General features: G+C 44.1%; 17 protein-coding genes. 8 read left to right on the forward strand and 9 right to left on the reverse strand.

The window, feature by feature from the left end:
* Window positions 1–473 precede the first annotated feature (473 nt).
* Window positions 474–2,243, reverse strand: a complete 1,770-nt coding sequence (locus QUA70_RS02555) for a DUF3352 domain-containing protein (protein WP_333330477.1) — start codon at window positions 2,241–2,243, stop codon at window positions 474–476.
* A gap of 328 nt (window positions 2,244–2,571) precedes the next feature.
* The gene (locus QUA70_RS02560; protein WP_333344423.1) at window positions 2,572–3,816 is read right to left on the reverse strand and encodes a hypothetical protein; all 1,245 of its coding nucleotides are present in this window, start codon (window positions 3,814–3,816) and stop codon (window positions 2,572–2,574) included.
* Window positions 3,817–3,926: 110 nt separating this feature from the next.
* On the opposite strand from QUA70_RS02560, the gene QUA70_RS02565 reads away from it, so the two are divergent.
* From QUA70_RS02565 to QUA70_RS02575, 3 genes are all read left to right on the forward strand, one after another.
* Entirely contained in the window at window positions 3,927–5,165 is a 1,239-nt protein-coding gene (locus QUA70_RS02565; RefSeq protein ID WP_333344421.1) for an LL-diaminopimelate aminotransferase, read from the forward strand.
* A gap of 246 nt (window positions 5,166–5,411) precedes the next feature.
* Complete coding sequence (locus QUA70_RS02570) at window positions 5,412–6,929, forward strand: AAA family ATPase (RefSeq protein ID WP_333184296.1); 1,518 nt, start codon at window positions 5,412–5,414, stop codon at window positions 6,927–6,929.
* Complete coding sequence (locus QUA70_RS02575; RefSeq protein ID WP_333344419.1) at window positions 6,919–7,905, forward strand: hypothetical protein; 987 nt, start codon at window positions 6,919–6,921, stop codon at window positions 7,903–7,905. Before QUA70_RS02570 ends, QUA70_RS02575 begins: the two co-directional genes overlap by 11 nt.
* Before the next feature lie 11 nt (window positions 7,906–7,916).
* On the opposite strand, the gene QUA70_RS02580 is transcribed toward QUA70_RS02575, so the two are convergent.
* Window positions 7,917–8,159 carry a helix-turn-helix domain-containing protein gene (locus QUA70_RS02580; protein WP_190745066.1) on the reverse strand — a complete coding sequence of 81 codons (243 nt, stop codon included), beginning with the start codon at window positions 8,157–8,159 and terminating at the stop codon, window positions 7,917–7,919.
* Between the two features lie 216 nt (window positions 8,160–8,375).
* Between QUA70_RS02580 and QUA70_RS02585 the strand changes: the two genes are divergently transcribed.
* Together QUA70_RS02585 and QUA70_RS02590 are read left to right on the forward strand one after the other, a co-directional pair.
* Window positions 8,376–8,639 carry a hypothetical protein gene (locus QUA70_RS02585; protein ID WP_190731698.1) on the forward strand — a complete coding sequence of 88 codons (264 nt, stop codon included), beginning with the start codon at window positions 8,376–8,378 and terminating at the stop codon, window positions 8,637–8,639.
* 166 nt (window positions 8,640–8,805) lie between these two features.
* Window positions 8,806–9,447, forward strand: a complete 642-nt coding sequence (locus QUA70_RS02590; protein ID WP_333344417.1) for a Uma2 family endonuclease — start codon at window positions 8,806–8,808, stop codon at window positions 9,445–9,447.
* A gap of 60 nt (window positions 9,448–9,507) precedes the next feature.
* Here the strand turns inward: QUA70_RS02590 and QUA70_RS02595 are convergent, their stop codons facing one another.
* Entirely contained in the window at window positions 9,508–10,113 is a 606-nt protein-coding gene (locus QUA70_RS02595) for a hypothetical protein (protein ID WP_333344416.1), read from the reverse strand.
* 3 nt (window positions 10,114–10,116) lie between these two features.
* Window positions 10,117–11,274, reverse strand: a complete 1,158-nt coding sequence (gene cofH, locus QUA70_RS02600; protein ID WP_333344414.1) for a 7,8-didemethyl-8-hydroxy-5-deazariboflavin synthase subunit CofH — start codon at window positions 11,272–11,274, stop codon at window positions 10,117–10,119.
* A gap of 140 nt (window positions 11,275–11,414) precedes the next feature.
* Between cofH and QUA70_RS02605 the strand changes: the two genes are divergently transcribed.
* Both QUA70_RS02605 and QUA70_RS02610 read left to right on the forward strand, forming a co-directional pair.
* Window positions 11,415–12,629, forward strand: coding sequence for a glycosyltransferase (locus QUA70_RS02605; RefSeq protein WP_333344413.1), 1,215 nt, complete (start codon window positions 11,415–11,417; stop codon window positions 12,627–12,629).
* 84 nt (window positions 12,630–12,713) lie between these two features.
* Complete coding sequence (locus tag QUA70_RS02610) at window positions 12,714–14,498, forward strand: glycosyltransferase family 39 protein (RefSeq protein ID WP_333344411.1); 1,785 nt, start codon at window positions 12,714–12,716, stop codon at window positions 14,496–14,498.
* 153 nt (window positions 14,499–14,651) lie between these two features.
* Here QUA70_RS02610 and QUA70_RS02615 read toward each other — a convergent pair whose 3' ends face one another.
* From QUA70_RS02615 to QUA70_RS02625, 3 genes are all read right to left on the reverse strand, one after another.
* Complete coding sequence (locus QUA70_RS02615) at window positions 14,652–14,924, reverse strand: hypothetical protein (RefSeq protein ID WP_333330511.1); 273 nt, start codon at window positions 14,922–14,924, stop codon at window positions 14,652–14,654.
* 47 nt (window positions 14,925–14,971) lie between these two features.
* Window positions 14,972–15,577, reverse strand: a complete 606-nt coding sequence (locus tag QUA70_RS02620; protein ID WP_333344410.1) for a DUF3318 domain-containing protein — start codon at window positions 15,575–15,577, stop codon at window positions 14,972–14,974.
* Window positions 15,578–15,778: 201 nt separating this feature from the next.
* Window positions 15,779–17,353 carry a nucleoside transporter C-terminal domain-containing protein gene (locus QUA70_RS02625; RefSeq protein ID WP_333344408.1) on the reverse strand — a complete coding sequence of 525 codons (1,575 nt, stop codon included), beginning with the start codon at window positions 17,351–17,353 and terminating at the stop codon, window positions 15,779–15,781.
* Between the two features lie 220 nt (window positions 17,354–17,573).
* Here QUA70_RS02625 and QUA70_RS02630 point away from each other — a divergent pair, with 220 nt between their 5' ends.
* On the forward strand, window positions 17,574–17,852 hold the full coding sequence (locus tag QUA70_RS02630) for a hypothetical protein (protein ID WP_333330520.1): 279 nt from the start codon (window positions 17,574–17,576) through the stop codon (window positions 17,850–17,852).
* 97 nt (window positions 17,853–17,949) lie between these two features.
* Here QUA70_RS02630 and QUA70_RS02635 read toward each other — a convergent pair whose 3' ends face one another.
* Window positions 17,950–18,144 (reverse strand): hypothetical protein, encoded by a 195-nt coding sequence (locus tag QUA70_RS02635; protein WP_333344406.1) that lies wholly within the window; start codon window positions 18,142–18,144, stop codon window positions 17,950–17,952.
* Window positions 18,145–18,398 lie beyond the last annotated feature (254 nt).

The raw sequence follows: 18,398 nt of genomic DNA on the forward strand, positions 1-18,398 counted from the left end.
CTAAATATAACTCTAAATGCCTAGGAACTGTATCTTCCGCATGACATATAAAAAAAAAACTGCCTTCTTAGAGGCACTCCGATGCCGAGCAACCGAGTTTTTTAACTATTATTGAGAGTATGAACTAATTATGGGGGAGGAAAAAGCCGGTTCTGCGTCCAAAACTGACGGGAAAAGAGGCCAAGAGCATTTTTGGTAAACAAAATATTTTAATGGCAGGCAATTAAAATTCTGACAGTAATAAGTAAGTCAAATTGTTAGGGTGTTCAGAAACCCGGCTTTTAAAATAAACCGGGTTTTTGGGTTTCTTTGTGTGAGGTTTTGTGAAGTAAAACTACTTAAATCCGGCTCTATTGCCCTCTTGTATTCCAGTCCACTATTGCTGATTTCGATCGGCTGCTTTTCGGTTTTAATCGATCGCCCTGTTGGTATTTAAGGGGCTGTGCAGGCGGATTTGTGGAAGGATTTAAGAGTTAATTGGGTGAAGTTTGGACAGTGGGCGAGGGACTGGGTGAAGCAGGGCGCGGTGAAGCAGGGCTCGGTGAAGCAAGACTGCGTGAAGGATTTGCAGAAGGAGTGGATTGGGTGGATTTTTTGAGACCGACAAAAGCGTCATAACGGGTGGTACGATCGCCAATGACGGCCGCTGTAACGCCGATCGACCGCGTGGCGTCTATCCACATTTTTTGGTTGGGAGGAAACTCCGGCAAAGCTAGGTTTTTCGGATTAAACGCACTCTCGGTGTCGATGAAGAAATTGCCGTTGTGGGGTTGAAGTTGCGATCGTACAGTTTTTTGGAACAGTTCGCTGCTTAAAAGCGGACTTTTCGGTGCCGGAACGATCGCATCAACCACGGGAGCTCCTACTGTGATAAACGCTACATCGTTCATCCAACCGCGAGTTACCGTAATCCCTCCAAACGGCGATGTCCATTTAATCGCCGGTTTGCCGCCGACTTGAATTTCCTCCACTCTAAACCCTTTAGTTTTCATCGTTTCATCAAGCTGTTTCAGGGATTTGTTGGCGGCGCCCTGGTTGTTTGTTTCCACCATAAATACAAATCCGGCAGCAAATTTGTCTCTGGGATTCTGGGCGGGCGCTGGTATTAATGATAGAGAAAATTCTCCCGCCATCCAGTTCATGAAGTCTTTATCTAAATCCATGCCGGTAGTGGATTTTAAACCTGTGCGTAAAACTTGGGGATTAATCGGGGAAATCGGGTTTGCCTCGGCTCCCAATACGTAGTCTTGCCACAAACGCTGCAAGTTGCCGCCGGATACCATCATTATTGTATTGTTTGGCAGGCGGTTAACCATTTTTAGAGCATTATTTTCTACTGCTATCCTTCTGGTAGAATCTGGTTTTAGCCAAGAGACTGATTTGAAGGCAATTCCTTCTACATCCAGCGTCGCTGTTGTGGCAAATCCTTGATTTTGTTGCAGTTTTTCGAGGCTTTCTGGCGAAATTTCGCGGGTTGAGTTGGCGGCGGCATAGGCGGTGGCAACGGGCATATTGACGTAGATTTGACCGAAGGCGCCCGGACTTTTTATTTTGTCTATGGCGTCTGCATAGCCAGGGGTTTTTGCTAGGGAAGGTTCGCCTTTGTAGGTGTCGATTATTCTGTCTGTAGCGCTAGGATCTGTGGTGACTGCTAGATAGTTGGTGCCCAATACCGCGACGGAGAAATTGCGATCGGGTACGCCTTGAGTTTCTGTGACTTGGACGCCTTTGTAATTACGCTCAACTATTTTTCCTTGGCTGAGAGGTCTGGGTTTTGCTAATAATTCTTTGGCTTTGAGCGGGTTGGCAATTGGCAGGATAATTGCCACTGACTGTTGAATTGGCGGAGATGGGGGGGCATTGGGTGCGGGCGCGGGGGCTGGTATAGCTATTTTGTTGCGGAGAAAAGCCACCATTGCCGTGTTACCCACCCAGGGTTGAATGTCTTGCTGGTAGGCGTAGCCGTTGCTGGTGAGGAGGCGATCGCGCATTTCCGTTAAAAACCTCTCAAACGAAGCTTTTGACTCCGGCGTGCCAAACTCTCGCAGTCTATCCCACTGGGATTCATCGGTGCTGATGGATAGGGCCATCATCGTATCTTGCGGGACAACGGTTGCCCCCGCCGGCAAATCTTTGGCGGGCCCACGGGAGATGACGAGGTAGTAGGTGACAAAGCCTAAACCGATCAGAAGTGTGGCGGCTCCGATGGTAAACAGCAGGGAAGATTTATCTTTCTTAAACATTATTCGTAAGGTTCGGGTGCTCGCAACATGATAGATTATTTTCTTGGCTAATGTAGCAGATACATTAGCAGATACATTTAATCGGGCAAATCTAGGAAAGTTGACTGTTGACTGTTGACTGTTGACTGTTGACTGTGTGCCGAAAAACAAATGATGGTTGACTGTTGACTGTTGACTGTGTGCCGAAAAACAGAAAATTGTGCTTATATTTGCTGGCAGATTGAAGGAGACTTTACCTGAACGATCCTACCGGATTTGATATAAGCCCGTGGAACGAAACCCCACACAAAAAATGTAGCAAGACTTTTGTGAAATCGTATTAACTGAATCAGTTTCTTGCCTTAAAGTCTTTAAAGATAGTTTGAAACGAGTACATCAGCCGATGGACATCGTTTGTGGCTCTAGGAAAAATGTTGAGCTCCCATTTTTTGCGAGCGGTAGTTAGCAGTTTTGCTACGGGTTGGGAGTAACTGTTAGAAATGAAATAGCTGCCACCTTCGTAGCGAATATCTGACGCTAATCCGATAAAAGCACCCGCCATTTCTAGTTTTAGTTCCGAGGTGCTGTGTTCCGACTTTACTGCTAAAATTACCTGCGAATGTCGGGGTTCGCGGTTGAGCAAGCGACAGATAGTCGCTTCTTTTTGGTACAAAATTAAAACGTTGCAGTTGTGCAAAACTCCGGCTCTACCTTGGACTTTTACTCCTAGGTGAACTTCCAGGGCTGGTTTGTCGGGAAATTCCACAACAGCATGAGTGTATGGATGTGCAGTTCCGTGGATTTTTCCCGCCGTTTTTCTAAATGTTAAATATTTCGGTGTTTCGTCGTCTAAAACATTGTTGTAATAAATAGTACCGCCTTCATTAGCCACTGCTTTTAGCAGAATAGTGAATAGGTAAGTGTCAAAAATTCTGGCTTGTTCTGCCGCTGTGTTAAATTCGGGATCGATCGAGCTTTTTAATTTGCTTTTAATGTCGGAATTGATGGCGTAGTTGCTGGGCCCGGAGGGCAGTTTCTCGAGCAAGTGCTTGAGGCCGATCGCCTGTTTGTGGCGGGGGGCTGTGACGCTGGAAGTAAACTCGATTGTTTTGGCAGTTTCGCCACCTGAATTGGCAAAGGTAATTTTTGTGCCGAGGGGAGAGGTTTCTGATTCTACTTTCAAGAAATAAGCAATTTCGTCTTCCATTTCGGAAGTGTTAACCGTCGCTTGTTCGACAGCATCAATTAACAGCAAAAGTTGTTCTTTTGCGGTATAATCTTCTATCTTCAGCAGAGGTGTTTTTCTTTTGAGCGATCGCTCTTCAATTACTTTGCCTATCTCTACAGTATCCGCTACTTGTTGAACTACCCAACCCAAATTAAACTCATCCAGAATTGCCGCCAGTTCTTGATAGAGTTTGGCGTACTCGATCTCGTCCATAATTGTTTCTGCACTGCACACTATTTTGATTATACAAGCAGATTTGATTTTTTGGTCAATGGCTGTTGAGCAACTACGCAGATTGCCTGTAATGGCGGATTGGTGGAGTGTTCGAGTGTCCCCGTGGGGAAAATCTTTGTCTTGGCTGAACATCTATCCGTCACATCCGTTAAATCCCGTACATTGCTCGTTGCCGAACTTGCTGCTGCTTGAGAGAGACAATTGGGAGTAAGCTATTCTACGACATTTGTAGCGATCGAACTATGGCAACTATCAACGACAACTACCTCAAACTCAAAGCCGGCTACCTGTTTCCCGAAATTGGGCGCAGGGTGAAAGCCTATGCAGAAGCCAATCCCGAAGCGCCCATCATTCGCCTGGGGATTGGCGACGTGACTGAACCGCTACCGGCTGCTTGTCGGGAGGCGATGGTGGCGGCGGTGGAAGAAATGGGTTCGCGGGATACCTTTAAAGGATACGGCCCGGAACAAGGTTATGAGTGGCTGCGGGAGAAAATTGCCGAGCACGATTTCAAGTCGCGAGGATGCGATGTTGATGCTTCGGAAATCTTTATTTCTGATGGTTCTAAGTGCGATTGCGGCAATATTCTCGATATCTTTGGCAACAATAACACGATCGCAGTTACAGATCCAGTTTATCCGGTGTATGTAGACACTAACGTGATGGCTGGGCACACGGGAGATGCGAACGAAAATGGCGAATACGGCGGCTTAGTTTACCTGCCAATTACAGCGGAAAACAATTTTACTGCCCAAATTCCCACTGACAAAAAAGTCGATTTAATTTACTTGTGTTTCCCGAATAACCCGACGGGGGCAACTGCAACCAAGGAACACTTGCAAGCTTGGGTAAATTATGCTAAAGCTAACGGTTCGATTATTTTCTTCGATGCGGCCTACGAAGCGTATATTACCGATCCGAGTTTGCCGCATTCTATCTACGAAATTGAAGGGGCGCGTGATTGTGCGATCGAATTTCGTTCTTTTTCCAAAAATGCTGGTTTTACGGGTACTCGCTGTGCGCTAACAGTTGTACCGAAGACTTTGACTGGAAAAGCAGCAGATGGTTCCGATGTCGAAATTTGGAAGTTGTGGAACCGCCGCCAATCTACTAAGTTTAACGGAGTTTCTTACATCGTGCAACGCGGTGCTGAGGCGGTTTATTCTGAGGCTGGCAAAGCACAGATTCAGGCTTTAGTCAATTTTTACATGGAAAATGCTGCGATTATTCGCGAGAAATTGACAGCGGCGGGAATCGAGGTTTTTGGTGGCAAAAATGCGCCTTATGTGTGGGTAAAAACGCCTCACGGTTTGTCGAGTTGGGATTTCTTTCAGAAGTTGCTGGAAACTTGCAATGTGGTGGGAACTCCGGGTTCTGGTTTTGGTGCGGCGGGTGAGGGTTATTTCCGCATTTCGGCGTTTAATAGTCGGGAGAATGTGGAAGAAGCGATGAGACGGATTGTGGAGAAGTTTAAGGTGTAAAAGCGCGAGAGATAAGTCTCTTTGGGGCGGGCAAGATGCCCACCCCACAAGAAATTGATATGTTGTGGAACAGGCATCTTGCCTGTTCAAGTGGGCGGGCAAGATGCCCACCCCACAAGAAATTGATATGTTGTGGAACAGGCATCTTGCCTGTTCATGAAAATAGTAAAAGATGTGAGTTATAATCTAAAATAATTGTGGCTCAGCCTTTCAATAAAAAATGCAAGCTAACACCAGGAGTTTATTATGCACTTGCTACGAGTTCAAGTTCCTGATTTTCGCGGTTTAAAGGACATTGACATCACTTTTGAAAAGGATTTTGTTCCTAATATTTTTCCGCTGGGTAGTCAAAATGGTGGCGGTAAAAGTACGCTGTTGCAGTTGATTTTTGTATTGCTGCACTGTTCTGTGGATGACGATAAAAAACTATTTTTACAAAACTTTATTCAAGGATTTAAAGTGGGTGAGGGAGAAGATAAAAAAAATTTAGCAATTATTGATATTTGGAATGGAGAAAAAATAGTTCAAATTATTTTCTTTGTGTGCAAAGATTCTTTTCTAAAAAAGTCCGACTCTTTAAATGTTAAAATCAAAAATACAGAAGATATCACTTTTTATCCTGTAACACAATTTAAAGTAATGGAAAAGCAAATTTCAGATTTAGAATCAGTAAATAACAGTTTAACACTCAGTAGTGATAGATTAGATCAAATCAAAAACATTGAAGACAATCAACAAAGGTTTGCCACGGCTCAAAGAGAATTTAGGTTTATTCAACAATTGGTATCAAATTCAAGAGTTTCAGCATTAATATCTGTTGTAAACTCAACAAAAAATGTTTCTATTAAAGAAATTCAAACTTTTCAAGACGAAATAAAACACAGACTAGAAGAAGTTGAAAGTAACCTAAAGAATTTGAAAACCACCTATGGAAGCTATGAGGAAGTTTGGGAAAAAATCGTTGAATATTTAACAGAAAAAAATATGACATATATATGTAACTATTCAAGTGAAAAAATCTCAAATGATCAGCAAAATGAAGCTTTACTCTGTCATTTAAATAATATAGATAGGAAAGAAACCAACGATTTTTTAAACATACTTTCAGATAAAATATTTTTAGCAGCTCCCTCCACACAAGTTTTTCTATTTCTCGATAGATATACTAGAGAACTATTATTTAAAAGTCACAGTCAAACAAATGAGCATTATTTCGATAAAATTCACAAAGCAAAATCTCAACTAAAAGGATTTTTTACTTATGACTTTATGGTTGTAGATTTACTCATTGAAGCCTTTAAAGCTGCTCGAGATAAAGATTTTAAAGAAGCTATAGAAACAGGTAAATATGGTAACAGCTATCAAACCTTAGTAAATGAATTAAGATTTTTATTAAGCTGTAAAACAATAAATATTGACAAAGACCTTTCGGCAGTAACTTTAAAATTAGAGAAAAATGGTGAAACTATAGAACTATATCCAGGAGATTTAAGTCACGGCGAGCTCAAAAGACTCAGCATTTATATATGGATCAAGTCTCGCAACATAGAAGATGCTATTGTTTTGATGGATGAAGTTGAAATTGCTTTTCATCCAGATTGGCAATATCAAATTATATCAGACCTCCAAGAGTGGGGGCCCAGCAATCAATATATTTTGGCAACTCACTCCTACGCATTGTGTGAAGCTTTGACACCAGCTCACGTTAAAGAAATCGAGCCAAAACTGCTCAAACAACAATCTAATATTACAAATGAGTCTTAATCCAGAACAGCTAAAACAACATTGTGAGGCAATTCTTCAATCTCCCAGAATTAACAACAGAATTGTGGTGCTATGCGAAGGCCCTATTTCCGATATCGAGGGTAGGCGATCGCCTCAAGCTTATAAAAAAATGGAGGAAATGCCGGATGCCAACTTTTATAAGGCTTGCGTTCCGAGATGGTGGAGAGAAAAGCTGCCACAATTTTTCAACTGTGGCGATCGCGCAAGTGTAATAAATACTTATTTCAAGCTTTTAACATTACACGAACAGGATACCACTAATTCACATTTAGATCCCGCTCGACTTTTTGCAATGATAGATTTGGACTTGCACCTGCAAAAGATTGATGATTACCCTTTTCCCGATACAGAAGCAATTTTTTGCGATCTTTACGAAAAATCGGAGGTGCGATCGCAAAATGCAGCACTACACCGGATATGGATTACAGGTTTGATTCATAAAGAAGCATATTTTATCACACCTGAGCTTCAATCAATATTTGATGATTATCCTAATTATCCCATGTATCAGGATAATCCTGTTCAACTGAATAGTATTTATATGGATATGGCTGATAAAATTAGTAGCGATCCAGACTTGAAGAATAACCTTAACATACAGAGAGCGCTCGATCGCATAAATCATTGTTTAAATTGTACAGATTTAGATAAATTACAAGATTCATGGAAAACTGAGTTTAAAAATACGTCTGATGAAACACGGAAGCATCAGTTAATTAGGGCTTTGCTCACAATTAAAAAAGTTAAGAATGAGAAACAACCTGAGCATGATTATTGGGAAAAAATTAAGCCACCCGTTGACTGGAGTGGGAATGAGAAAGTATTTAGAGAGCAACTCTCGTTAGAAATTGGGAGATTTTACTCAAAGCAAAGTAGCGATGTTAAGTCTCATATTCCTTTTTTTTTCAAAACAGTGTATGATTTCGTTTATTTAAATAAAACGCCTCAATTATAATATTCCGTTTTCTATCCATCAGCATCGCTAGGAAAACCAAATTGGTCTGGTAATTCAGCAGAGGTAATTTGCAGAATCTCTAGCAACTTCTTGTATTGAACAGGCGTTAGCTTCGGTACAGATCGCCCAGCTTCCCAGTTGCTTACCGTCGCTTCCGTAACGCCAAGTGCTTCTGCTAGCTGCTTTTGAGTCATAAACCGCTGAACTCTCAGTCGCATGAGGGGCGATCGATCGGCTCTTTCTGAGGTTTCCATAGGCTATTTGTTAAGTTATATTAATTTATTTTGGGATTTACCTAAAACGATTGACATTTACCCTAAATTAATTTAGGTTTAATCTAATACAGATTAGACAGCACCAGCTAAGCCACTTGTGCTGTAGGGGAATTGCTGTCTTTTTTTCAACTTGTTATTGTACGCGGTTTTACCGTTACAAAGCATCAAACCTATCCAAAATTATTGGTCAAAGCTATGTTGCAAGATTCATCATCGAACCAAACATCGCCGAATGTTTTAACCAACCAAACCTTTGAGGCCGATCGCGAAGCAGTCCGTCACGTCATCATCGGTTCGCCGCTGGGGGTACGCCGAACTATCCACCAACTGCACGCATTGCGCTACGAGGAAGCTGTTCGTTGGACTCATCCGATCGCCATTCCCGACAATCGCATCATTATTACACCCGATCAGGGAGAAATCATGAGTCTTTTAGTCAAATTAATCCGGCTGCAATGAAGTCATAAATGTGCGATCGCTCTTTCTAGAATCGAGTCAAAAGTGCGATCGCGAATCTCTTCTCGTTGCCCGTGCTAAACTCAACAGATATATCCAAAAACTCTTGTGGGGTAGGCATCCTGCCTGCCCTTGGCACAAACTTAACAACTAGCTCGTAATTCAGCTTATGATTGTTATCACTCCCGTCCTCAAACCTGTTAGCCAAATAACGCTTTCTCCCGGTAGTGTCGTAACTATTCCCAATATAAGTTGGCTGGAATTTGAGTCGATTTTGCAGGAATTAGGAGAAAAGCGAAGAACTAGAATTGCCTACAGCAATAGTACCTTAGAAATCATGGTTCCCTTACCCGAACACGAAAGGCCGAAAGATTTAATTTCCGATGTTGTAAAAATTTTACTCAAGTCAGCGGGCAGAAGATATGAACCCTTTGGTTCTACTACTTTCAAACGGGAAGGCGCAGCAGGAGTTGAACCTGATGCTTGCTTTTATATTCTAAATTATCAGCGGATGATTGGCCGCCGCCGACTTTTACCGGACGATCCGCCGCCCGATTTGGCAATTGAGACGGATGTTACTTCTAAAACTAAGATCGATGCCTATAAAATTATTGGGGTTCCAGAAGTATGGGTTTATGACGGCGGCCGACTTCGCATTTATTTGCTGCAAGATGGAGAGTATGTAGAATCGGATATTAGTCCGAATTTTCCAGAAATCGCGATCGCCCAACTGATTCCGGCTACAGTGGAACGTGCTTGGCAGGTTGGAAATTTGCAAGCGCTAGAAGAATTGGAAAGTGCGAGCGGCTAAACTCCTAGGATGCGTTACGCGCTTCGCATCCGACAAGCTTTACCAACTGAGAGGTTTCAATTAGCCATCTCGTACCATCCAAACCAGCATTCCCAAAATTTCGTCCACCGGAGGCAAGGCATAGTCATTAAGATCGATCGATACAATTTTTTCCTCTAGTTTGAGAAATCGCCACTGCGTGCCGTTACTGACACTGCCATAAATAACTGAAATTGGTTTCCCCTTCGCTTCATTAAACTTCTGCATTGCCACCATTTCTGCAACGCACTGTCCAATTCCTGTCTTCAAATCAGCTTTTTCAGCCTCAACAACCGCCACAGCGGGTGCTTCAATCTCCAACATTTCTGGAGAACGACTAATCAAATAATCACAAATCCCGTTTAGTCCAGTTTCATAATCAACCGTAAAGTCTTCCCCCGAAAACAAGCTAATATTCTGCTGCAAAATCTTCCTGAGTTCCAGCAGTACCGGAGTAATAATCATTTCCGAGCGAGCTTTTTCGCTACCTGTCGCCACAGCTACGGGTAAACTATTCGCCAAAAAATCTGTCAGGGTTGCACTTGGAGCGATCGGAGTTATTTGCGGTAGAAATCGCGGGCCTTCTACAGTTGTTAATCCAAAGGCTTGTTTAACTTTGATAATTGAGGTGAACTCGCTGTAAGACATCGCTCAATTTATCCTACTACTTATTACTGCCAAATTGTCAACCCCTAAAGGTCGATAAATTGTATCTCTTTGCTGATAATCCCGCCCCAAAGAACGAATCGCATTTTGCAAATCTTCGACAGATTGACAACTGCCGCCAACCGCACCGGCCATTGTTGTAATGTGCTCTTCCATCAATGTACCGCCGATGTCGTTGCAACCCCATTTCAGCGCTTCTGTAGCTCCATCTAAACCTAATTTTACCCAACTCGGTTGGTGATTGGAAATCAAATTTCCCAAGAAGATTCTCGATACTGCGGTGAGTAACAATGTATCTGCTAAAATTGGTTGGTCGCGGCCGACTCGACTCCGCAAAGGTGCTGGTGCTTCCTTTCCGACAAATGGTAGTAAAATAAATTCTGTAATGCGTGCCCGATAGTTTTGGTCGATCGCAGTTTGTTGGAGCGATCGCACTTTTTCTAAATGCAAAACCTGCTGTTCGGCTGTCTCAATATGCCCGCAAAGCATCGTACTCGTTGTCGGCAAACCCAGACTGTGAGCAGTTCCCACAATTTCCAGCCAAGTTGCCGAATTTAGTTTTTCCGGGCAAATCACCCGTCGCACAGAATCGTCGAGAACTTCCGCCGCGGTTCCCGGCATCGAACCGACTCCGGCATCCCGCAAAGCCGAAATTACATAGCTGAAACTAAGATTATCTTCTCTGGCAATAAATTCTATTTCTTGCGGCGAAAAAGCGTGCAAGTGCAACTGAGGAAACTTATCCTTAATAGTTTTCACCAATTGCAGATAATAAGGTAAAAATGCGCCGTTCAGCTTAGCTTGAAGATTTAAGCCGCCCTGCATACAAATTTCCGTTGCACCCCGCTGCACTGCATCAGTTGCCTTTTCCTGAATTTGAGCTGCATCTAACCAAAAAGCGCCCTCATCTCCTTCGTCGCGACGGAATGCACAAAAACTGCAATGCTGCTCGCAAATGTTAGTAAAGTTAATATTCCGATTGATAACGTAGGTGACAGTATCCCCTGATTGTCGGCGGCGGAGCAAGTCAGCGGTTTTTTGAAGAGAAGCTCGTGCGTCTGGCTCTGTTTGCTGCAAAAGTACCACTGCCTCTGCAGAAGAGATGTTATAACCTTGTAAAGCTCGATCGAGAATTGCATCCACAGTTTTCTTTTTAACTCAGCTACAGAATTACTGACTAGAATTAAGGCGTTTTTATATTTTAACTAATCAATTATGGAGGAACGATATTTTACAATCTCAAGTGCTACCAAACTATTCTTGACTTTCTGAACACTGAAATTATGGGCAGCTACCAACCAAATCAGGTCTTGCCAGTGCCGTCGGGGCCTTTGCAAATTCCTGCTATACAGACTTTCGGTTCAACTTTTTTACACGCAGGCACATCGCCAATTTATTTTTCCCTGGTAATTCCCACCTACAACGAGTGCAGGAATATCCAGAATATTGTGGAAAAATTGAGCCAATTGCTCGATGGTATCCTTGCCGGCAACTACGAATTAATTGTAGTCGATGACGACAGCCCCGATCGCACCTGGGAAGTCGCCCTGTCCCTGACACCGGAATATCCGCAATTGCGGGTGATGCGCCGGCAAGAGGAGCGGGGACTTTCCACAGCGGTAATTCGCGGGTGGCAGGTGGCTCGGGGCGAGGTTTTGGGCGTCATTGATGCCGACTTGCAGCATCCGCCGGAGACGCTATTGCAGCTTTTAGCAGAAATTCAGCGGGGAGCAGATTTGGCCGCTGCGAGCCGCCACGTTGGCGAGGGCGGGGTGAGCGACTGGAGCGTTGTCAGGCGATTTTTATCGCGGGGCGCTCAAACCCTGGGGTTGGTGATCCTGCCGGGAGTGGTGGGCCGAGTTTCCGATCCGATGAGTGGCTATTTTATGGTGCGCCGCAGTTGCATAGCCGGCAAAACCATGAATCCTGCTGGTTACAAAATATTGATTGAAGTGCTCGGCAGGGGGGACATCCGCTGGATTGGAGAAGTTGGTTACGTGTTTCAGGAGCGACAAGAAGGGGAGAGCAAAGTTACCTGGAAACAGTATATTGAGTATTTGCGACATTTGCTTCGGTTGCGGTTTGCCCGCTGGCCGATGGGCCGATTCCTGCGGTTTGGCGTGGTTGGTTTCAGCGGGGTGTTTGTGGATATGGGAGTTTTTTACCTGCTGCGGACTGTCCTCGGTTTGGGGCTGACTCGCAGTGCAATCTTTTCTGCTGAAGTGGCAATTATCAATAATTTTTTGTGGAACGATTTGTGGACTTTTGGTGATATTTCTAAGCGGCAGCCTGGAAAGCGCCAGCGCTTGAAACGGCTGTTGAAATTTAATGTGATTTGTTTGATGGGCTTGATTATGAATGTGCTGCTGGTGAATGTGCTGTTTAATGTTTTTAAGGTAAACGAATATTTGGCTAAGTTGATTGCGATCGCTACTGTGACGCTGTGGAATTTCTGGATCAATATGAAGCTGAGTTGGCGGGTGACGGACGTGAAGTAGGTAATGGGGAATTGTTGACTGTTGACTGTTGACGGCGTTGAGTGATGACAAATGACAAATGACAACTGACTGCTGACTGAATTAATGATTAATAACAAACAACTGTTGTTGCTATTTCTGTGGACGGCGATCGCCTTTATTTTGCGCTTTGCCAATTTGAACTCGAAACCGCTGTGGACAGACGAGTTTTCGACTCTAGTGTTTAGTTTGGGCAACAGTTTTCGCGGTGTGCCGCTCGATCGCGCGATCGAGCTTTCTACATTATTACAACCCCTACAATTGCGCCCCGAGGCTGACACCGCCGACGTGTTCCGCAATTTGCTGCTAGAAAGCAACCATCCACCAATGTATTTTATGCTCGCCCACTGGTGGATGCGACTGTTTGGGGTTTCTGAGGATAGTTTAGTTTGGATAGGGCGAGCTCTTCCTGCATTATTGGGCGTGATTTCAGTTCCAGCTATTTACTTTTTGGGCAAATTTGCTTTTAGTTCGCGTTTAGTCGGTCAATGTGCAGCCGCGATGATGGCAGTTTCTCCCTACGGCATTTATCTCGCTCAAGAAGCTCGCCATTACACTTTAGGAATTTTATTAGTTATTGCCTCTCTTTTTTGCCTCGCCTTAGCTGCAAAAAAGCTGCAACAGGGCGCTCCCCTGCCTATTTGGACGGTACTGCTTTGGGTAGTTTTTAACTGTTTAGGGATTGCGGTTCACTACTTTTTTGCACTGACTTTGTGTGCGGAAGCAATAGCATTAATTGCTGTAATCTGGCAGCAGTTTAATGGGAAGTTGCCAATTTCAAACAGTCAGCAGCCTAATATTTGGCAATTTCAAATCCTGGGGCGACTTTTAGCAGTAGCGCTCGGCACTTTAGCTGGCGGTTTAGTTTGGCTGCCGATATTTTTGTCAAATAAATACGGCAGCGAACTAACTAATTGGATAGTCAGTGGCGATCGCACATTTTTAAATTGGATCAATCCGATTTTTCAAGCTTTAGCTGGATGGATCACTGTCATGTCTCTGTTGCCGGTGGAATCGCCCAATTTGGCAGTAGTAGTTGCATCGGCGATCGTAATGACAATATTTTTTATATTGGTGCTTCCCATCCTGTTTAGCGCTCTTAAAAAGTCCTTAACAACGCCCGATAGTCGTTTAGGTACTGTTATTTTCGGCGGATTTGTACTAGGAGCAATTTTCCTATTTTTCAGCTTTGCATATATTCTAGGGATTGACCTAACTCGCGGCGCACGATACAATTTTGTCTACTTTCCGGGGGTGATATTATTGTTAGGAGCAACCTTGGCGGTTATTTTTAACACACCTACAGCAAAAAGTCAATGGTTTAATTTACCTGCTGTGGAAATTGCTGGCAAAAAAGCAGTTCTGCTAATTTTAGTAATGGGTTTTGCAAGCGGTGTGACCGTAAATTCCAATCTCGGCTATCGCAAATATTACAAACCAGACCTTTTAATTCCGATAATGCGCGAAGTATCGAAAGTTCCCGTTTTAATTGCTACTACTCAAAAGACTCATGTAGAAATAGGAGAGTTGATGGGGATAGGGTGGGAATGGGAAAGAAGTTCGGCAACGGATTTTGTAGCGGATGTAACGGATGTAACGGATGTTAGGAAGAAAGAAGAAGTTAAAGCCTTTGATTCTCCGCTGTTTCTTTTGGCTAATCAGAGAAGGGATGCGCCGGAAATAGCGGCAGGGACACTTGACAAAACACTCAGTCAATTAGAACGTCCGCTTGATCTGTGGTTGGTTAATTTTCGCGCACCTGTCAATCTAGAAGGACAAAAATGTCAGGTTGAATCGCGCGATTTGCCTGCGGTGGATGGGTATGAATATCAAGTTTATCATTGTTCCTGATTTGGCGATCGCCCGCAACTGCGATCCGATCGACTAGGGATATCTATCGATAAATTTATGACTCCGAGGCATGACAATATTCGCACAGACCTTTTGCTCTCTGACGAACTTGATTTTGGATATTTTCAGGGATTTGACGGCGAGGTGACATTTCTACAGAGTAGGCTGAATCTGGCCCAAGAAAAGATTGCGGACAGTCCGATTGACAAAACTGAGGTAATCGTCGATTTCTTCGTAAAGATTGAGTTCTTGTTCTTCGTCAGGGTTTAGGGGCAAAGTTTGTTGTTTGTCCAACAGTTCTTGGATGCGATTTTTGACAGCAGTGGAGGCTTTAAAAATGGGTATGCCTTCCACTAATTCAATGCGGACAGCTCCTTCTATAGGTAGAGTATCGCGCAGGTTTTCCAGTTTGGGCAGGATGAGCATAGTTGTGGATTTTATGGGTTTCCCTCTTGATTATATCTACGTTTTTTTCAATCTTGCCTGACACTATCGGGCACGCCCACCGCCGAAATACCCGATATTGCCTTTAAGTTTTGACACCGAATCAACTCATTAAAATCCAAACTGCGCCCTTCAATTTGCGCCACAGCCTCGATCGCCCCAAGCAAATGTCCGGCCGCTTCCCCTTCGTTGTAACCACGCCTTCCCGCTACTCTAATCGCCCCTTCATCAGCATCTAACTCTACTTGGGAACTGCGGTTATCGCGCCAAATTCGAGTCATGGCGAGTCCCGTCAAACCGCCCGCGATCGCAGTGCCGATCGCATCTCCCTGCAACAATTCTACAACAGTCCCGACAATTCCCGCCAGAGCCGCACCTTGATAAATATCCGGTTTAAACCACTTAACATTGCCCAGAAAACTTACATTCCGCAATAGCAGTAAATCCCGCTGCGGCTTAGATAGCAGCCTCCACAAATCAAAATTAATATAAATCGGGCGGGCGCTATTCCAAGGCAAAGGAAAATCGCAGTCAATTACCGTTGATTGTTGTGGCTTATTAATAATTTTACACATCATGCGGCCGGAAGCTGGCATAACATCTAACAGGCGGCGAATTTCGGGTTCGGGGTTCATAATCTTTTGGGGATTTGGTTATTGATTATTGGTTATTGATTATTGGTAATTAGACCTATTGCATATTTTTTTTGATTAATATGTCAACCGCAGATTTAAGGCAGATAAACGCCGATAATTTCCAGATAGTTTGGGAATGCTTGCAATTTGAGTCTAATCTGTAGGGACACGGCATTGCCGTGTCCTTTTCGCGTAGGTCATTTAAGGGTTTTTCTTGGAGGCGGAAGAAGGAGATTCTTGAGCTCTCGGAGCCGCTTTTTCGGTATTGGGCGAAGGCTTCGGACTGCCAATTGCTGGGGCAACTGACGGCTTTGAATTCGCGGTTGGGGATGCCAGTGGTTTCGCAGAATCAGGGGCTGTTAACGGGACCGCAGGGGCTGTCTTAGCGCCTAAAATGCTGGCGTCTCCGGTGTCAAAGGTGCCGGCGATGCAAGCGATCATCATTGTAGCTAAGGTGCCGACAAATAATGCTTTCCAACCGAGTTCGGAAATGTCTTTGCGGCGGGATGGAATTAGGGCGATCGTACCGCCGACAAATATGCCGACAGATGCGAGGTGGGCGAAGCCGGAAAGCGCGTAACTGACAATTAAAACTGTACGATCGCTCACCAGTTTTTTGGCCGATGCTTCTGCTAAACTTTGATAAGGCGGAATTGCTGTTTCTAATAGTCGGCGACCGATAATTACTGAGGCTTCCCAAGAATCTTCAAAGGGAACTCCTGTTAATAGCGTCAGGGGATAAAATAAGACTCCCATAATGTTGGCTAAGGTGACAACTTTGAAAAAGCCACCAATTGGGCCGGGCAAAATTGCGAGCCAGCCAAAGAATTGATTAATTAAGGAAACTAAGCCCAATATTAAAATCAAAACAGCGGCAATAGCTACCGCCATTTTTACACCATCCAATGCGCCAATTATCGCTGCATCCAAAGGGCTGACTCGTTCGATGGGTTCTCCCCCAACTGTCTCTTGTTTAGGAATCTCGCCGTCCACTTCGTCAATTTCTTCGCCCACAAACTCGCGGCCTTTAGGCTTCCGTTCTTCCTTGGGAATGCCGCCCATTGTCAGGGGCACTCCCGTTTCCGGTACTAAGATTTTGGAGAGGACAAAGCAAGCGGGAATGGCGATAATTGAAGCTGAAACTAAATGCCCTAAAATATTTGGAAAAACAGGCTTGAGAAAACTAACGTAAATTGCTAAAGTTGAAGAAGCGGCCGTCCCAAAACAGCAAGAGAGGATTGCACAAATTTCCGAACGAGTCATTTTCGGCAAATAAGGCTTGACGACAATTGCAGCTTCAATTCCTACGAAAATATTAGCAGCGCCACTAAGTGCTTCCGCGCCACTCAACCGCATTGTCATATAAAAGATTTTGGCAAAAACTTCGGTGATAATTTGAATCACGCCGATGTTGTATAGCAAGGCCATGAGGCCAGAAAAAAAGATGACTGTCGGTAAAGCTCGAAAGGCAAAAATATATCCTAAATTAACTGCCGGCTCTTTACCAGGTATTGGTACAACATTAGTCCCGAAGACAAATCTCGCTCCAGCATCAGCAGCGGTGAATACTCCATCCAGTAAGCCAGTAAACCACTCTAGGGCGATGCGAGTTGGGGGGAACAGGAATACTAAAAATCCCAAGACTAATTGCAGCCCAATACCCCAGATGATGACGCGCCAGGGAATATACTTGGACTGTCGGTTTTCTGAAAAAATCCAGGCGATCGCACATAAGCCAAAAATGCCCAGAAACGAGATAAGATTGTAGATAGACATGAGCCTAGTCCTTGAAATAGTTGAGAATGCCGATCGACGGTTTGCACCACATCAGTTATACTATTCATCTGACGGCAAATACTAAAAAAAATAACGGGCAGATGAATTACGCACTCAACAGCGTACTTATGTCATTGCTTAGGTCATTCCGAACTCTGCGGATCTTTAGCAACCCTTGATTTGCCGTAATTACCAGCAGTTTAGATAGAAACTCTAACACATGGAAGCTTTTGCTCCACATCCTCCTGAATGGACTGCGACGGCGGTTCACGCTAATGAGTTTTGCTGCCCCAAGTGCGGCGCTAGCTGTACGGATGCCGCTGAGGTCTGGATTAATCGCCGATCGCCAGTATACACCGAGTTCAACCGCCGCAAGTGGCAAGAATTTTACCGCTGCCAGTGTAGCGGCGTGTGGTGGGCCTGGAGTAACGATAGGCCTCCTTCTGAACTTGTGCGTCGCGATGAGAACTCGGATGATGACTCGGCTGATGATTTTTAGAAAGGTGACAGAATTTTCGATTTTCGATTTTATTTAAAATTAGGGTAAGTTGTAGATGGCGCACCCTAAACTCAGAGAGGTTATCGCTCGTTCTTAACTAATTGAACACGTCAAGTATTCCCTTGACTACGCCTTCCATTACTTTTTCAATTAAGCTCAATTCATTTTCGCCGATCGACTCATTCAACAGCATTGACTGAATTCTCTGTCTGTCATTGCGAGTCAGTTCGCCTGACGAAAATATCTGCTCAACTATTTGTTCCGTTAGAAATGGGAAAGTTGGAGTTTGCATGATTGGCCTCTAAAAGCATCAATATTTTGTTTTTAACTTCATTAGAGCAGCCAGTTATTTTGGGGGTTTTTGCCGTCCCACCCAATCATTGCTGCAATCATAAGGCTTTGAGGGCATTTTGTCAAGACACCTGCGACAGATAAATATAAAATCTGCATTAAATTTCCAATATTCTGGCAACGGGTGGTTTTGAAGTGCGATCGACCCCCGGCAGTGCCGGTGTTCGATCGACCTTTTTAAGTTTATTGGCACTG

It is taken from the genome of Microcoleus sp. LAD1_D5 (assembly GCF_036702115.1).
Taxonomy (GTDB): domain Bacteria; phylum Cyanobacteriota; class Cyanobacteriia; order Cyanobacteriales; family Microcoleaceae; genus Microcoleus.

Bases quoted from the DNA above. Each gene is read 5' to 3' on its own strand.
- QUA70_RS02555 (WP_333330477.1), bottom strand. From the start codon at position 2,243: ATGTTTAAGAAAGATAAATCTTCCCTGCTGTTTACCATCGGAGCCGCC.
- QUA70_RS02560 (WP_333344423.1), bottom strand. From the start codon at position 3,816: ATGTTCAGCCAAGACAAAGATTTTCCCCACGGGGACACTCGAACACTC.
- QUA70_RS02565 (WP_333344421.1), top strand. From the start codon at position 3,927: ATGGCAACTATCAACGACAACTACCTCAAACTCAAAGCCGGCTACCTG.
- QUA70_RS02570 (WP_333184296.1), top strand. From the start codon at position 5,412: ATGCACTTGCTACGAGTTCAAGTTCCTGATTTTCGCGGTTTAAAGGAC.
- QUA70_RS02575 (WP_333344419.1), top strand. From the start codon at position 6,919: ATGAGTCTTAATCCAGAACAGCTAAAACAACATTGTGAGGCAATTCTT.
- QUA70_RS02580 (WP_190745066.1), bottom strand. From the start codon at position 8,159: ATGGAAACCTCAGAAAGAGCCGATCGATCGCCCCTCATGCGACTGAGA.
- QUA70_RS02585 (WP_190731698.1), top strand. From the start codon at position 8,376: ATGTTGCAAGATTCATCATCGAACCAAACATCGCCGAATGTTTTAACC.
- QUA70_RS02590 (WP_333344417.1), top strand. From the start codon at position 8,806: ATGATTGTTATCACTCCCGTCCTCAAACCTGTTAGCCAAATAACGCTT.
- QUA70_RS02595 (WP_333344416.1), bottom strand. From the start codon at position 10,113: ATGTCTTACAGCGAGTTCACCTCAATTATCAAAGTTAAACAAGCCTTT.
- QUA70_RS02605 (WP_333344413.1), top strand. From the start codon at position 11,415: ATGGGCAGCTACCAACCAAATCAGGTCTTGCCAGTGCCGTCGGGGCCT.
- QUA70_RS02610 (WP_333344411.1), top strand. From the start codon at position 12,714: ATGATTAATAACAAACAACTGTTGTTGCTATTTCTGTGGACGGCGATC.
- QUA70_RS02615 (WP_333330511.1), bottom strand. From the start codon at position 14,924: ATGCTCATCCTGCCCAAACTGGAAAACCTGCGCGATACTCTACCTATA.
- QUA70_RS02620 (WP_333344410.1), bottom strand. From the start codon at position 15,577: ATGAACCCCGAACCCGAAATTCGCCGCCTGTTAGATGTTATGCCAGCT.
- QUA70_RS02625 (WP_333344408.1), bottom strand. From the start codon at position 17,353: ATGTCTATCTACAATCTTATCTCGTTTCTGGGCATTTTTGGCTTATGT.
- QUA70_RS02630 (WP_333330520.1), top strand. From the start codon at position 17,574: ATGGAAGCTTTTGCTCCACATCCTCCTGAATGGACTGCGACGGCGGTT.
- QUA70_RS02635 (WP_333344406.1), bottom strand. From the start codon at position 18,144: ATGCAAACTCCAACTTTCCCATTTCTAACGGAACAAATAGTTGAGCAG.